The organism is Mesorhizobium sp. B2-4-3 (assembly GCF_006442815.1).
Classification (GTDB): Bacteria; Pseudomonadota; Alphaproteobacteria; order Rhizobiales; family Rhizobiaceae; genus Mesorhizobium.
This window is the reverse complement of record NZ_VFVL01000050.1, coordinates 14,273-28,756: the sequence shown is the minus strand read 5'-3', so window position 1 is coordinate 28,756 and position 14,484 is coordinate 14,273. Positions and strand designations below refer to the sequence as shown.

Sequence of the window (14,484 nt, the reverse complement as noted above, 5' to 3'; positions counted from 1 at the left end):
CCGAATCATCCCCCTTCATTCCTGACCTACGGAATCACCAACCCGGTTCCGTGCAAAGCCCTCACAAGGGGGGAGATAAAGCGTCGGCGCCTCAATCTGCCCCAGGGGCATGGGTGTTTCCACCCACTTGCCCCTCGAACCCCTCCTGTCATATTTTTTGTCGCTTTGGCGGGAGGAAAGTATTTGGATACCAATGTCGTCATTGTCGGCGCCGGCCCTGCCGGGCTCGCCGTTGCTGCTTGCCTCAAACAGGCGGGGCAGGACTTCATCATCCTTGAACAGGCCAGTGAGGTTGCGCCGGCCTGGCGACGGCATTACCGGCGGCTGCATCTGCACACGGTGAAATCCTTCTCGTCGCTGCCGTTCGTGCCGTTCCCGAAAAGCCATCCGCGCTACGTGCCGCGCGAAAAAGTGGTCGATTATCTCGACGCCTATGCCGGGCGTTTCGGGCTGAAGCCGCGCTTCGGCGTCACCGTCAAATCGGTCCGCCGCGAAGGCGAGCGCCTCATGGTCCAGACCGATGCCGGGCTGTTCGATGCCCGCAAAGTGGTGGTGGCCACCGGCAACAATGCCGAGCCGATCACACCAAGCTTCCCGGGCGTCGAAGCCTTCAAGGGCAAGGTGCTGCACAGCGCCGCCTATACCGAGGCCGCGCCTTATGTCGGCAAGGACGTGCTGGTCGTCGGCATGGGCAATACGGGCGCAGAGATCGCGCTCGACCTCGCCGAAAGCGGCGCCAGACCCACCATCTCGGTGCGCAAGGGCGTCCACATCGTGCCGCGCCAGCTCTTCGGCGTGCCGATCCAGATGGTGGGCATCGCCAGCCGGCCGATGCCGCAGGCGCTGAACGACTGGATGTTTCCGAAAATCCTCGATCTGGCGCTGGGCAGGCTGGAGAGATACGGCATCGTGCGGCCGAAACAGGGCATCCTGCAAGGGATCGAAGCCGGCCGCATTCCGGTGATCGATGTCGGCACGGTGGCGGCGATCAAGGCCGGCCGGATCGGCATCGCGCCGGATATCGCAAGCTTCACCGCGGACGGCGTGAAATTCGCAGACGGGGCGGAGAAAAAATTCGACGCGGCGATTTTCGCCACGGGCTACCGTCCGGCCTTTGACGGCTTCCTGCCGGCGGAGCTCAGGCCGGACAAGAGCGGCGTGAATGCTCGCGCGACGGAGCTCGGCGTCTATCTCGTCGGCTTCTACAACCCGGTCACCGGCCTCCTGCGCGAGATCGGCATCGAGGCGCAGGCGGTGGCGAGGGATATTGCGAGGCGGTGAGGGTTATAGGTGCACGTGGCGTAGACCGAGTTCCGTCACCCCCCTCTCTGTCCTGCCGGACATCTCCCCCTCAACGTCGCAGGAAGATGGCCGTCGCCCGAAGCTGCTAATCTCCCCCCTTGAGGGGGAGATGCCCGGCAGGGCAGAGAGGGGGGCCTCGCGCGGACCTTTCTGCCACCACTGAATCGGGTGGCGCCCCTTCGCCCCCCATGCGAAGCCAGTCCACCAACGAGGGAACCGCTCCATGCTCATGCTGTACGATTATCTCCCGTCGCAAAACGCCTGGAAAATCCGCGTCCTGCTCGGCCTGCTGGGCATCGCTTACGAAACGCGCATGGTCTCGATCTTCGAGGGCGAAAGCCACACGGAGGCCTTCCTGAAGCTCAACCCCTCCGGCGCCGTTCCGGTGCTCCGGCTGGACGATGGCGAGGCGATCGCCGAGTCGAACGCGATCCTGACCTATCTTGCCGAGGGTACGCCCTACCTTCCGTCGGGCCGCTTTGCCCGCGCCAAGGCGATGCAATGGCTGTTCTTCGAACAGTACCATGTCGAGCCGGTCATCGGCTCGCTGCGCTACTGGACGCTGACCGGTCGGCTGGAGCGAAACCAGGCGCTTGTTCCTGGCAAGCGCGAGGCGGGTCTGCGTGCGCTTGGCGCGCTGGAGCGCAGCCTGCAGGACACGCAATTCCTGGTCGGCAACGCGCTCACCATCGCCGACGTCGCCGTCTACGCCTACAGCCACCGCGCCGAGGACTGCGGTTTTTCGCTCGCCGACTATCCGGCGCTCGATGGTTGGATGGACAGGGTGCTGGAGGCGATCGGGCCGGGCTACCCGGTGCATCCCTACAGCATCGATCCGCATTCGCGCGGGTGAAGGTGGTCGCCAGCTGTCGACGCCGAGTTCCGCCGCGCCGGCGCTTCCGCCGCTATCGATCCACCAACGACATCGTCCGCTCGTTATAGCGCGGCCCCGACACCTTGTCGGGCGTCAGCGCCATGTCGAGGCCGAGCATCTCGGTGGCGTCGAGCGTGATGTCGGCTGCCGCGATGTTCTCTTCCAGATAGGTCCGGCGTTTCGTGCCGGGGATCGGCACGATGTCGATGCCGAAATCCGGGCCTTTGGCAAGCAGCCAAGCGATCGCGATCTGGCCGGGCTTCACCCCCTTGGCGCCGGCGATGTCTCGCACCGTGGCGGCCGCGGCGACATTGGCGTCGAAATTCTCGCTCTGGTAGCGCGGGTCGCCGCGCCGGAAATCGCCCTCGGGATAATCTTCCGCGCGCTTGACGTCGCCGGCGAGGAAGCCGCGGCCGAGCGGCGCGAACGGCACCAGGCCGATGCCCAGCTCCTTCAGCGCCGGGATGATCTCCGGCTCGAGGTTGCGCTCCCAGAGCGAATACTCGCTCTGCAGCGCCGAGACGGGATGCACGGCGTGCGCGCGCCGGATGTTGGCAATGCCCGCTTCCGACAGGCCGAAGAAGCGCACCTTGCCCTCGGCCACCAATTCGCCGACCGCGCCCGCGACGTCTTCCATCGGCACCGACGGGTCGACGCGGTGCTGATAAAGCAGGTCGATGCGGTCGGTGGCGAGCCGTTGGAGCGAAGCGTCGACCACCTCGCGTATATGCTCGGGCCGGCTGTCGGTGCCGGCCTGCTTGCCGTCGGCGATGCGGAAGCCGAACTTCGTCGCGATCGTCACCTGATCGCGCCGGCCTTTCAGCGCGCGTCCAAGCAGTTCCTCGTTGACGAACGGCCCATAGACTTCGGCCGTGTCGAGAAAGGTGCAGCCGAACTCGATCGCCCGGTGCAGCGTGGCGATCGACTCCGCCTCGTCGGCCGGGCCATAGGCCTGGCTCATGCCCATGCAGCCGAGGCCGATGGCCGAGACTTCGAGCCCCTGGCTGCCGAGTTTGTGTTTGCCGAGGCTCATATGTCTTGCTCCAAAGGAAATTCAGCGCTCGCGAATATAGGGGCCTGGGACGGGACGTCCAGCCGGCACATTCGCTTGATCCGGATCAACGCGGGGCCGGATGCAGAGCCGTATCGTTCATGCGTCTTGGGAAGGACACAAGGCGGGGCGGGTGGTTCCGGCTGGCTGCACTCCCTCGGAACTCAGGCGGAACCACCTGGACCGCCTCGAATCTGGCGGAGCGCCGTCTGGCTGTGACGCGACCAGCATTGCCGCCGAGGGTAGCCAAAAAAGCCGATAGTTGTTGTCCCAAGCGTGGCAGGAGCGTCGCAATCGCCGCCACATATGGAGCGAACGTGCGGCAGGTCAGCAAGGGGTACTTTCATCGACTTTAGGCCCTCGGCAGCATGCGGCGCATGATCAGCGAGGCGCGGCCACCGACGCCGTGTGCCGCTTGCAGGCGTTCGACCACTTCGAAGCCGTGCTTGCGGTAGAAGGCGATCGCGCGGTCGTTGCCTTCGATCACCTCCAGCGCGATGCTGGGGATACCGGCATGCGCGGCAAGCACCGCGTGCAAAAGGTCGACCGCGAGGCCGCTGCCGAACGCCTGCGGCTCGATGTGGAGCCGCTCCAGCATGACGTCGCCTTTTTCGTCCATCGCCGCCATGGCGTAGCCGGCGATCGAGCCGTCGGCGCCTTCGGCGACGAAGGACATCTTGTCCTCGTCGTCGAGCTCGGCCGCGAGTTTGTCCGGCGCGTGCTTTTCGTCCGAAAGCCGTGCCACGGCCTCGTCGCCCATGATCGGCGCATAGGTTCGCCGCCAGGATTGGCCGAGCAGCAGCGACACATCGGCCAAGTCGTTCCTCGTCATCGCCCGGATGCGGGTCATCTTCATTGTCCTGGTTGCAACCTGAAGATAGGGCAAAGCGCGGGGCGGGGCCAACCCCGAGCGTGCGGCTCCGGGCGCGGCAAGACGCAGATGAAAGGCCTTTGGGCTCGGGCGACGCTGGCAATTCTTCGCGACTGCGGAACCTGCGCCCAACGATCATCAACTGGCGCGCGGTGTTGTTGCGCAGCCGGCACCGCCCCGTAGGTGCCGCCGCTCGATAGCCCGCCGCCAAGCCGATAGAGACGGCAGCGGGCCATCGGTGCGACGGGAGTGCTGTCCCGCCGAGCAGGAGACACTGCTCGGTGCGATCTAAACCAGCTTCGCCAGGGATCGCGACTTACGGATTGGTAAGATCGCTCACGATCATGTTCTCACGCGCGGTCCAGCGCGCAATTCCTGGCCTGTGTTGTCGGTGTGGTCGAGAGCGACTTCTCTTACGCCAGGCGCGGCGTCACTCAGTTTTCCCGCCTCGCGGAATCGACGGGCGAAGATCATCAAGCGCCGCGCGGTATTGTTGCGCAGGCGGCGCAGCCGCCATTCAAGCCCGGTCTCGGTGGTGATCCGCCTGGCATAGATGCTGGCGCGCATGGCTCTTTCGTCGGCGGCGATCTTGATCGGATCGTCGTAGAAGGCGCAGATCTTGTCGGCCGCCATGCCGGGCGTTTCGAGCCAGGCGGGGATATGCGTCGAGCCGAGGCAATCGACATCGGTGAGCACCCGGTGGATGCCGTCGCCTTGCGCCGGGCAGGTCGTGGCGAACGCATCGCCTATGAAGACGACGCCGTCGCGGCGATGGCCCTGCGTCGTCGTCAGGCTGACCTGCCTCACTTCGACCTCGCTGGCGACGGCGAAGTTGCCGCACCGCTCGGCAATCTCCGGCATCAGCTCCATGAGCATCTTTTCCGGGTCTTCGCGGAACGTCCGCACCCACGGATCGGCGACGGTCCGGTAGATGAACATGTTCGCGCGCAGCCGCTCGCCGATCCGGAAGATGGTAAGAAATGCAATGCGGTCGGCGATCCGCCTTCCGTAGAAGGTGAGGGACTGGAGGCCGAATTCCTGTGGCGTGATCGCGAGATCGAATCCCATCGACAGCGAATGCGCCTTCGATTCCTCGACGCGCTCGACGCCGATGGCGCGCCGCACCGCCTCGCTGTAGCCGGTGGCCACCACCAAGAGCCGGGCGTCGATGACGGAGCCGTCGGTGAGCACCAGGCGCTGCCGGTCCGGTCCCGTCGAGACCTCCGCGACCTTGCCAATCGTCAGCGGCACTTGCGGAGGCAGCGCCGCGCGCAGGCCGTTGACCAGCGGCGTGTAGGAAAAGGCGTACTCCCAGCCTTGCTTGCGCTCGAACAGATGGCCGAAGCGGAAGACATTGACGTCGGTCATCGGCGTGACGAGAGACCTGAAAACCGGGCCGAGGCCGAGCTTCTCGAACAGCCCCATCTGCTCCGCGCGGGTTTTCTCGGCCCGGAATTCGTCATGATGGATACGATGCGGATCGACCAGGGCGACCTTGCGGCCCGCCTTGGCGAGCGTCATCGCCAGAACGGTGCCGGCGAGCCCGGCGCCGACGATCGCCACTTCGACCTCGGTCCGGCCGGGCGGCGCGGCGGGTGCTTCGCGATCCTCTGCGATGCTCATTTCTCTTCTCCAGGCCCCACGGGAAATATATTCCCGGTGGCTGAAACAATCTCAAGCAACCCAGGGGCGAGCCGGGTAGCAATGAAAAGTTAGGTTAATTCCCATCGCCCTTTGGTGTTTCCGTTCTGGCCCGCTTCCAGCGCGGCGCCATTGCCGAACCATCGATGAATTCCAATCCGCCCGCTTCGTTGAGTGTATGCAGCTTGCGGCCCGCCCAGCCGGCGCCTGGGTTGAGGATCGTTTCGACGGTCTGTTCCATGCCACTATCGTCGAGTCGGGTGACCCGCGCTATGCCGAGCGCGGCGCCATAGCTCCTGCGGCAATCCTGCACCGGACGCAGGAGTTGGCCACCGCGGCTAACCATGCGGCCCGCCGGCCGTGCCGAGGCGATGTCGATCAGCAACGGGTTCTTCGGATGCGCCGTCCACGGTCCACGGAAATCCGGCGCCGACCACACATGCAACTGATCCGAGAAGGCGCCGCCGCCGTCGCGTACGGTGGCGAACATCCACCAGCGTCCGCCATGCTCGGTGAGCGTGGCGTCGCTGGCGACGATGTCCGACAGAAGCGTCGCTTCCTTCACCCAGCCGCCCGGGAAGGCGTTGGCGCGGTAGAGATCGACGCTGCGGTTGGCGCCACTTTCCGGCACCATCCACATCTGGCCATCGCGCTCGAAGACGAAGGGGTATGAGAGGTGGTAGGGCAGTTCCAGAACCGGTTTCGGGGTGCCGGCCGGCCCGTTCGGACCGAAAGCCACGGCCGAAAGGATCGCCTTGCCGGTGCGGTGGATGTAATCCTCGACGAACAGCGTCACCTGGCCGCGATAGAGCACCGGGAACGGGTCCGCGTAAAAGCGGCTGCCGTCGTCCGGCAGATCGCGCCAGCCCGATTGCGGATGAGCGCGCAGCTTGTAGAGATCCTTGCCTCCGGTCTCGCGCCAGCCGACCCGCCAATGCGGGGCGTTGTAGCAGAGATGGTATATCTGCTGCACGATGCGGCGCGCCGTCGCCTTCGCCGCACGCACGCCGAGCTTCGTGGCCGACGGCATGGCCGGAGCCGGCGCCTCGGATGACGGTTCGGGCAGCACCGGAAGCGACGAGCGCGCGGCACCGCTGACCGCAGCGACGATCAGGCTGGCGCTACGCGCCAGCATGTCCTGGAAGGAAGCCAGCGCGATCCCGTGATATTCGGTGCCGAGCCGCCCTTCGGCGACAGTCGCACCGTTCTGTTCCAGACGGGCGAGCGGGGTGCGGCCGGCAAGGATCAGCGCCAGCAGGGCCTCTTCGCCGCAGGCGCCGTCATAAGCCAGGCGCCAGACCCGTCGGCCCTGCGGCTCGACATCGCCGACGAGATCGACGGTGACATCGGCCGGCGCCGACGCTCTCGCATGACCGGCCAGTGTCGAAAGTGGCACACGCCTTGCCGTGCCATCGGCGGGCAGCCGATGGATCAGCGTCTCAAGCTGGAACAGCGCCTCGGCGGCGCGCGGCACGCCGCCCGCCGCCGGCCGGGCGTCGACGGCAAGCTCGACGCCGGGCAGCAGCGACAGCCGCTCGGCCAGCGCCGCATGGAAAGCGCGCACGCAATCGCCATCGAGGCGCAGGGTCAGGCGCATCGCCAACCCCCGGGCGACTCACATCCGGTGCCGGCGAGCCGGCTGGCCAGATCAAATTCCCGCCGCATGCGCACGATGTCTCCAATTTGGGCTGCACTTAAATTCTACTGCGTCGGTGCAAACTTCGTGCCAGGACCGCATGAATTTATGAACATAATTAACAGTGTTTTAATCGTTGCCAGGAATAGCTAGGCCAACGCCGCATTTCTCGTCTTGCCGGCCGATGGAGCGTTGTCGGAGCGACCTTTGCAATCACCCCTGCTCATGGTGCCTCAGCAGAACGCTCCGGAGGCGGTCGCGCCGGCGCCGGCCTATTACGTGCCCGCGCCCGCGCCCGCTACGGTCGAGCTTGGCGATCTCGGCCGCATCCTGCTGCGCCGCCGCAAGCTGATCTTCGCCACCGTCGCGCTGCTCACCATCGCAACGCTGATCTACGCCTTCCTGACGCCGGCGCTCTATTCCTCGACGGCGCAGATCATCATCGATCCGCAAGACCTCCAGGTCGTCACCAACGACGTCAATCCGAGCCGCATTTCGCCCGATGGCGGCATCACCCAGGTCGAAAGCCAGGTGAGCGTGGCCCAGTCGAACGGCGTCCTGCTGCGCGCCATCAAGGCCACCAACCTGACCGAGAACCCGGACTTCAATGGGCAGGGCGGGCTTGGCCGCTGGCTGGGCATTTTCTTCGGCTCCGGCGACGGCGACAGGACGGCTGAGACGCTTGATGCGCTGCGCCGCCGCCTGGCGGTGAAGCGCGACGACAAGGTGCTGGTCCTCAACATCATCATCACGGCCAAGAGCGCCGACCTGGCGGCGGAACTCGCCAACGCCATCGCGCAGGCCTATCTCGACGACCAGGCGGAAGCGCGCTCGAAGGCCGCCGCCGACGCCTCCGACGCGATCAGCGCCCGGCTCGAGGACCAGCGCAAGCGCGTCGAGCAGGCGGCCAACGCCGTCGAGACCTACAAGGCCGAGCACAACATGGTGATGGCGGCCGGCAACCTGGTCAGCGACCAGGAGCTGACCGACCTCAACACGCAATTGACAGCCGCCCAGACCCGTACCGCGCAGCTCAAGGCGCAGGTCGACCAGCTGCGCCGGCAGGGCGGCGCGCCGGACGCGACGTCGGAGGCGATGCGCTCGCCGGTGATTGCGAGCCTCAGGGCGCAGGAGGCGACGCTGGTCGACCAGATCTCGCAGTTTGGCACCGAGTTTGGGCCGCGCCACCCCTCGATGATCTCCGCGCAGCAGCAGCTCAGCGACCTGCGCAAGCTGATTTCGCGTGAGCTCGGCCGCCTCGTCACCGCCGCCGAGACCGATTACGAGCGCGCGTCGGCCAACCAGAAGGCGCTGGAGGCCAAGGTGGCGTCGCTGAAGGGCAAGTCGCTCGACACTGACCAGGCGTCGGTCAGGCTGCGCGAGCTGCAGCGAGATCTCGATGCCGTGCGCACCGTCTATGCCAATTACCTGCAGCGCGCCCAGGAAACGCGCGAGCAGACCAACGTCAACAGCACCAATGCCCGCATCATCTCGCAGGCCATGCCGGCGCTGAAGAAGAGCTGGCCGCCGAAAGGGTTGCTTGTGTTCGGCGCGATCTTCGGCGGGCTGGCGCTGGGCGTCGGCATGGCGCTGATCGCCGAATATCTGTCGCCGACCGTGCTGTCCGCCAACCAGATGCAGTCGGCCATCGAGGCGCCGGTGCTGGGCGTGTTGCCGGGCAAGGCGCGGCGCCGCTCCGGCGCGGCGCAAAAAACCGACGCGGTGGCGGGGCTCGCGCTGCAGCGCATCGCCGCCGCCACTAGGCGTCCGTCGGACTGGCCGCTGGTCCCCTCGATCCTGGTGGCGTCGCCGCCCGAGGACAAGGCGCAGCGGTCGAGGGTTGCATGGCAGCTCGCCAACGCGGCGGCGGCCAGGGGGCGCCGCGTGCTGTTCATAGACATCAATGCCGGCAAGGGCCAGAAGGATCCGCAGCCCGGCGTGCTCGACGTGCTGCGCGGCGAATATCCGCTCGACGCGGTCAGCCGCTATGCGCCCGGCAGTTCCGTGGCGCTTATCGGCAGGGGCCGGCCGACCGCGGTGTTCCAGGAAGCGCAGGCGCTCTATTTCACCCATCGCATGCTGGCCGAGGCCAATCATAGCTTCGATCTCGTCGTCGTCGACGGCGGCGCGCTTGCCGACGACCTCAACGTCCTGCCCCTGGTCGCCATGGCCGACGAGATCCTGCTCGTCGCCAGGCTGAACGCGACGCCGATGCGTGACGTCGCCTCGACCTCCGAAGCGGTCTCGGTCATGGGGCGGTTGCCGACCGGCGCCATGCTGGTCGACGAGGCGGCCTGACATGGCCTCGATCCTGGCTGGTTCCGCCCGGCCTGTTCCTGCTTCGGGCTACGGCATGGCCGGCCCGCGCACTGTTCCTGTCGACACGCTGACCCGTCTCGGCATCACCGTCGCGGTGCTGCTGCTGTTTTCCGTCTCCGGCGGCATGCTGTGGCTCGCCGGCTATAATTACGACGGCCTGCAGGGCAGTCCGCTGAGCAAGATCCACCCATCCACCTATCTCTTCGTGCTCGTCTTCGTCTGGCGCTCCTGCACCTTCGGCAATCCGGCCGGCTATGTGGTCCATGTCACCAACAAGCGGCCGGCCACGACACTGATGGCGGTGATCTCGACGGTGCTTCTCTTCGTCGTCATCCTCAGGCAGCGCCCCGGCATGGCCGGCATGATCGACACGTTCGTAGCACCCGCTCTGCTCGTGCTGCTGCTCAGCGAGGATGACGAGAAGACCTTTGCCCGGCTGCAGACCGTCATCCATGTCGTCATGACCGTGAATGCGCTGCTGGCGCTGTTCGAGTTCGGCACCAAGCATCTCGTGTTCCCATATCGGTTCGACGGCGCGGTGTTCGTCAACGATCTGCGCTCGACGGCTTTGCAGGGGCACCCGCTCTCCAATGCCACGGTCACCTCCATCTACGTGCTGTCGCTGCTGTCCGGCTCGCGTTCCCTGCCGACGCCGCTCAGGCTGGCGCTCGTCGGCCTGCAGTTCTGTGCGCTGGTCGTCTTCGGCGGCCGCTCGGGAATGGTGCTGACGATCCTGCTCGGCGGCGTCTATTTGCTCGTCCGCGGAGTGGCGCACCTCACGACCGGACGCGTCAACCTTCTGGGCGCCGCGCTGGTTATCATGCTCGCCGCGCTGCTGCCGCTGGCGCTCGCGCTCGCCGGTTACTACGGCTTCTTCGACGCGCTGCTCGAACGTTTCGTCTCCGACAGCGGCAGCGCCAATGCCCGCGTCGAGATGTTCGATCTCTTCAGGCACCTGGAACTGCGCGACCTGATCGTCGGACCCGATATCGATCTGCTCGACAGCATGCGCCGCATCAGCGGCCTGGAGCAGGGCATCGAGAACCCGATCCTGCGCCTGACGCTCTACCAGGGGGCGTTCTTCACGCTTTTGATCTTCTTCGGCTTCGCGCTGTTCATGCATGAGGTCGCGCGCCGCTGCCATTCGGGCATCTGGCTGCCGATGCTGGGCTGGCTCATCCTGCTCAACACCTCCGAAAGCATCGCTTCCAAGACGACGCTGATGACCAAATTCGTGGTGATCGCGCTGGCGCTTTATAGGCCGGTGAGGGGGCAATCAGACGGTTTCCTTAAGCCTCTCCCTCGCCGCCGCGGCTAGAAACGCAGACCTGGTAACACCAAGTCGATGAGCTGCTTCGTCGATGTCGGCCAGCAAGCCGGCATCCAATGAAATATTGGCCCGGGCCGGCCGGCCATAGTCTCGAATGAGAGGGACCGAGATCAAAACGGCGCCATCGGTCAAGGCCGATCGTACCTCCCCATCAGCCATAAGCTCATCCATGCTTCGAGGGCGGGCGCATCACGGCCCTCCGCCAGTTCTTCAGCTACCCATTCTGCGAGAGCAGCAGTTGCATCCTTGAATGCCTCATCCCGGTTTTCTGATTGGGCCACGCAGCCCGGTGCATCGGGGAACGACACACCGATCGTGCCGTCGGCGGCATCCACGAGCGCGATATAGCGAGACATGTCTTTTCCTGTCCTGATCCTGTGTTGTTCGTCTCTTGCTCTTGATGAACCATGGTGAGAGAGCCGGGATTACTCCCAGCCCGCCGCCTTCGCTATTGAACAGGCCCCCAAGGGCGTCACGGTCTTGTGCCGGGGAACCATGATCGTCGACCTCCCGGCCATCTTGTACTTGTCGTGTTTCGAACCGCCGCCAAGCTGCCAGCCTTCCCGCTCCAGGCGAGCTTTGATCTTGGCGGTGTTGGTCTCTGGCACGACAATCCCTTATCAAGCCCTTATCAAGTCGATGTGCAATTATTTGCACATTTTTTCGACTGTCAGCAAAAAATGCGCAAATAATGTGCGGTCTTGCTTCGGGCGCCAGCACGATTGACAAGGCGCATTAGACTTTTCGCGAGACCCGCAGCGGGGAGAAGGCGAACGATGCTTTCCTGGCGCTGGTCGACAAGGGCGCAGCAGGCCTGAAAGCAGCGATGGCCGGCACGCCTTACGTGTGAGCGATGCAGGATCGACGCCGCGAGACAAGCGCGGGCTTCTCGACCGCTCTTGCATGAAACCAAACCCTTAGCGCGGTTTGGTGATTCAGCAAGTCAAGCGCGCGGCATCCTCAGCCCGAGCGCCTCGACCATCGCCGGATCGAACGCGCGGGTTGTGTCGTCCATCATGCCCATACCGTCGAACAGGTCCCAGAACGCCCAGGGAAAGCCGGCGGCTTCGGCGCTCTGCCGGACATCGGCGATGTAGCGGGCGCGGTCAGGATTGGGCGCCGCGGTGTATCGGGCATCGGTGCGCAACGCGCCGAACTCACCCATGATGATACGCTCAGGCGTGATGCCGTTTCTGTCCGCCCAGTCGCTCACCTGCTTCAGGTAGCCGTCGATGAAACGGCGGTCGGGCTGCGCATCGAAATAGACTTTGAGCACCTTCTCGGTCTCGGCATAAGCGGCCCTCTTGGCTTCGTCGGACCTCTCCGTGTCCTCAGCCATCCTTGCCCTGACCGAGGTCAGTGTTCCTTCCAGCGTCCCGGCGGAGGCTGGCCAGGGCACGTTGTTCAGCGCGCGGTAGACCGGCTCGCGCATCCACGGCGCGCCCTGATGGCTGAACAGATAGGGCTCGTAGAAGTGGAAGGTGAACAGGATCGGCTCGAACCCCGCCAGCGGCGCCGGATCAAGCGCGGTCAGCCCGCGTACCATCGAGCCGCAGCCGCCGGTGGTGAGCAGCGGCAGCTCTCGCGCCGAGCCCCGCGCGGCCCTCAGCAGCGCGGCCTGAACCTTGGGCCAGACATCGGAAGAACAGTCCTGCGGCGGTTCGTTGACCGGCTCCAGCGCGACTCTGCCGGGCGCCATGCCTTGGAGCATGCCGGCCACCTCGCCGACGAAGACCTGGTAGCGCGCAAACTCAGGCGCGCTGGTGCTGGAATACATGCGGTCGGGATTCCAGTAATGCGTAGCGCCATTGGCTTGAACGTTGACGATGACGCCGAGATCGGCGGCGACGGCCGCCTCGACCGCCGCGCTCAGCATTGCCATGAGGTCGGCGCGCTGGCCCGCATCGGCTGCAAGGAACGGGCCCGGATCGACGGGCAGGCGGATGAAATCGAGGCCGCTGGCGCGCAGCCGGGCAAGGTCGGCCGGTGTCGGCACCGGCCGCTGCGATTGGAAGGGCGGCCAGTCATAGTCGGTGCGTGGCGCGGGAAATTCGCGCGTCAGCGCAAACCACGGCCAGGTGTTGACGCCGCGCCTGAAAGGCCATGCGCCGGTTGCGGCCTGCGCCGAATATGAGAGTGGCGAGACCGCTGTCGCCAGTGGCGCCGTTGCCGCGGCCAGTGCCGCGCCGAGGATACGGCGGCGCGACCAGCCGGCCGTGTGTGGGCCGGTCATGCGTGCTTGGCGCGGTCGGCTTTCGCCGGCGCGGCGGTGGCAACGCCGAGTTGCCGCAGCGCTTCCTTCTCATAGGCGCTAAGCACGTCTTCCCAGCGGAAGGCCTCGCGGGCGCGGGCCCGCGCCGCCTTGCCGCAGCGCGCCGCCAGCGCGTCGTCGGCCAGCGCCTCGTCGATCCGTTGGCTCAGGCTCTCAGTGTCGCTGAAATAGATCGCCGCCTCGCCGGCGACCCAGCGGTTGTAGCGGTTGTCATGCGCGATCACCATGTTGCCGGCGGCCAGCGCCTCGACCAGCGAGGGGTTGGTGCCGCCCACGGTGTGGCCGTGCATATAGGCGTGCGCATGATAGCGCAGCGCCTTCACCATCGCCTGGTCGTAGATCGCGCCCGGCAGCATCACCACGGAACCTGCCGCTTCGCGCACGGCGCGGTGGTAAGGAATGTCATCGTTGAGCGTGCCGAGCACCACTAGCCTCATGTCGCCGCGATCGCGGCGGCGGAAGGCTTCGATGATCGGCAGGATGTTGTTGTCGGGTTCGATCCGCGCGATCGAGACCAGATATTTGCCGGGCTCGAGCCCGAGCGCGCGAATGGGTTCCTCCGGCGCCGAGGTCACCGGGTCCGCGCCATAGGCGATCGTGGCGATGGCGCTGCGCGGCCGCCGTGTCGCCAGATGGTCGGCGATCGCCGGGTGATCGGCGACGAGCCGGTGCGAGACCCAGGCGCCGATCCATTCGTTGAGCCAGAACCAGCTGCGCGCCGCCGGCCCCCATTTCGGCCGCCGCCACTCGATGCCGTCCATATTGGTGATGATCTTGCGCCGCATGAGCCTGAGCCAGGTCAGGAACACCGCGCCATTATAGCCGAGCACCAGGCACACGCCCGGCCGCCTGGCGGCGTCGAGCACGCATTGCCAGTCGAATTCCAGCGTCGCGCGCGGACCCTTGGAAGCGACCTCGATGGTGATGAGCTCAATGCCGCGCCAGGTCTCGGTCGTCACCCTTTGCCCGACGCGCCCGACTTCCTTCTGGCAGTAGACGCCGACCTTCCAGCCGCGTCCGGCCAGGAAAAGCGCCAGCCGCTCGGCGAAGGTTTCGAAGCCGCCGTGAGAAGCCGGAATGCCGCGCGTTCCCAGGATCAGGATCGAAGGCTTTTCGATCAGGATGGAAGGTCGTTCCGGTTTCAAAATAAAGGATTCCCCGGGGTCCGGTCATGGTTGTTGTTAGGTC

At 65.7% G+C, this 14,484-nt stretch carries 13 protein-coding genes; 4 read left to right on the top strand and 9 right to left on the bottom strand.

All coding sequences use genetic code 11. The features are described 5' to 3' along the window. The first annotated feature begins 183 nt into the window (after positions 1–183). Both FJ956_RS29015 and FJ956_RS29005 read left to right on the top strand, forming a co-directional pair. Positions 184–1,281, top strand: a complete 1,098-nt coding sequence (locus FJ956_RS29015) for an NAD(P)/FAD-dependent oxidoreductase (RefSeq protein WP_140684458.1) — start codon at positions 184–186, stop codon at positions 1,279–1,281. A gap of 244 nt (positions 1,282–1,525) precedes the next feature. Continuing rightward, positions 1,526–2,155 (top strand): glutathione S-transferase family protein, encoded by a 630-nt coding sequence (locus tag FJ956_RS29005; RefSeq protein ID WP_140684454.1) that lies wholly within the window; start codon positions 1,526–1,528, stop codon positions 2,153–2,155. Positions 2,156–2,207: 52 nt separating this feature from the next. Here the strand turns inward: FJ956_RS29005 and FJ956_RS29000 are convergent, their stop codons facing one another. The 4 genes from FJ956_RS29000 to FJ956_RS28985 all read right to left on the bottom strand — a co-directional run bounded on the left by FJ956_RS29000 (position 2,208) and on the right by FJ956_RS28985 (position 7,336). Continuing rightward, positions 2,208–3,209 (bottom strand): aldo/keto reductase, encoded by a 1,002-nt coding sequence (locus FJ956_RS29000; RefSeq protein WP_140684452.1) that lies wholly within the window; start codon positions 3,207–3,209, stop codon positions 2,208–2,210. 370 nt (positions 3,210–3,579) lie between these two features. Then, positions 3,580–4,077: an N-acetyltransferase gene (locus FJ956_RS28995; RefSeq protein ID WP_140684450.1), complete on the bottom strand. Its 498-nt coding sequence runs from the start codon at positions 4,075–4,077 to the stop codon at positions 3,580–3,582. A gap of 363 nt (positions 4,078–4,440) precedes the next feature. Then, positions 4,441–5,721 (bottom strand): NAD(P)/FAD-dependent oxidoreductase, encoded by a 1,281-nt coding sequence (locus tag FJ956_RS28990; protein ID WP_140684448.1) that lies wholly within the window; start codon positions 5,719–5,721, stop codon positions 4,441–4,443. Positions 5,722–5,815: 94 nt separating this feature from the next. After that, complete coding sequence (locus FJ956_RS28985) at positions 5,816–7,336, bottom strand: formyl transferase (protein WP_140684446.1); 1,521 nt, start codon at positions 7,334–7,336, stop codon at positions 5,816–5,818. 246 nt (positions 7,337–7,582) lie between these two features. Here FJ956_RS28985 and FJ956_RS28980 point away from each other — a divergent pair, with 246 nt between their 5' ends. Both FJ956_RS28980 and FJ956_RS28975 read left to right on the top strand, forming a co-directional pair. Next, positions 7,583–9,673 carry a Wzz/FepE/Etk N-terminal domain-containing protein gene (locus FJ956_RS28980; protein WP_140684444.1) on the top strand — a complete coding sequence of 697 codons (2,091 nt, stop codon included), beginning with the start codon at positions 7,583–7,585 and terminating at the stop codon, positions 9,671–9,673. A gap of 55 nt (positions 9,674–9,728) precedes the next feature. Next, positions 9,729–11,012: a VpsF family polysaccharide biosynthesis protein gene (locus FJ956_RS28975; RefSeq protein ID WP_246672237.1), complete on the top strand. Its 1,284-nt coding sequence runs from the start codon at positions 9,729–9,731 to the stop codon at positions 11,010–11,012. Here the strand turns inward: FJ956_RS28975 and FJ956_RS30955 are convergent. From FJ956_RS30955 to FJ956_RS28950, 5 genes are all read right to left on the bottom strand, one after another. Next, positions 10,971–11,183: a type II toxin-antitoxin system HicB family antitoxin gene (locus FJ956_RS30955; protein WP_246672236.1), complete on the bottom strand. Its 213-nt coding sequence runs from the start codon at positions 11,181–11,183 to the stop codon at positions 10,971–10,973. The genes FJ956_RS28975 and FJ956_RS30955 overlap by 42 nt on opposite strands. Continuing rightward, positions 11,153–11,380 carry a type II toxin-antitoxin system HicB family antitoxin gene (locus FJ956_RS30950; protein ID WP_246672235.1) on the bottom strand — a complete coding sequence of 76 codons (228 nt, stop codon included), beginning with the start codon at positions 11,378–11,380 and terminating at the stop codon, positions 11,153–11,155. The genes FJ956_RS30955 and FJ956_RS30950 overlap by 31 nt, the downstream gene beginning before the upstream one ends. 69 nt (positions 11,381–11,449) lie before the next feature. Further along, positions 11,450–11,632 carry a hypothetical protein gene (locus FJ956_RS28965; RefSeq protein WP_246672234.1) on the bottom strand — a complete coding sequence of 61 codons (183 nt, stop codon included), beginning with the start codon at positions 11,630–11,632 and terminating at the stop codon, positions 11,450–11,452. Between the two features lie 335 nt (positions 11,633–11,967). Then, positions 11,968–13,257, bottom strand: coding sequence for a cellulase family glycosylhydrolase (locus FJ956_RS28955; RefSeq protein ID WP_140684440.1), 1,290 nt, complete (start codon positions 13,255–13,257; stop codon positions 11,968–11,970). Further along, a complete protein-coding gene (locus FJ956_RS28950) occupies positions 13,254–14,420 on the bottom strand; it encodes a DUF1972 domain-containing protein (RefSeq protein WP_181170391.1) in 1,167 nt (388 codons plus the stop codon). The genes FJ956_RS28955 and FJ956_RS28950 overlap by 4 nt, the downstream gene beginning before the upstream one ends. Positions 14,421–14,484: the final 64 nt, after the last annotated feature.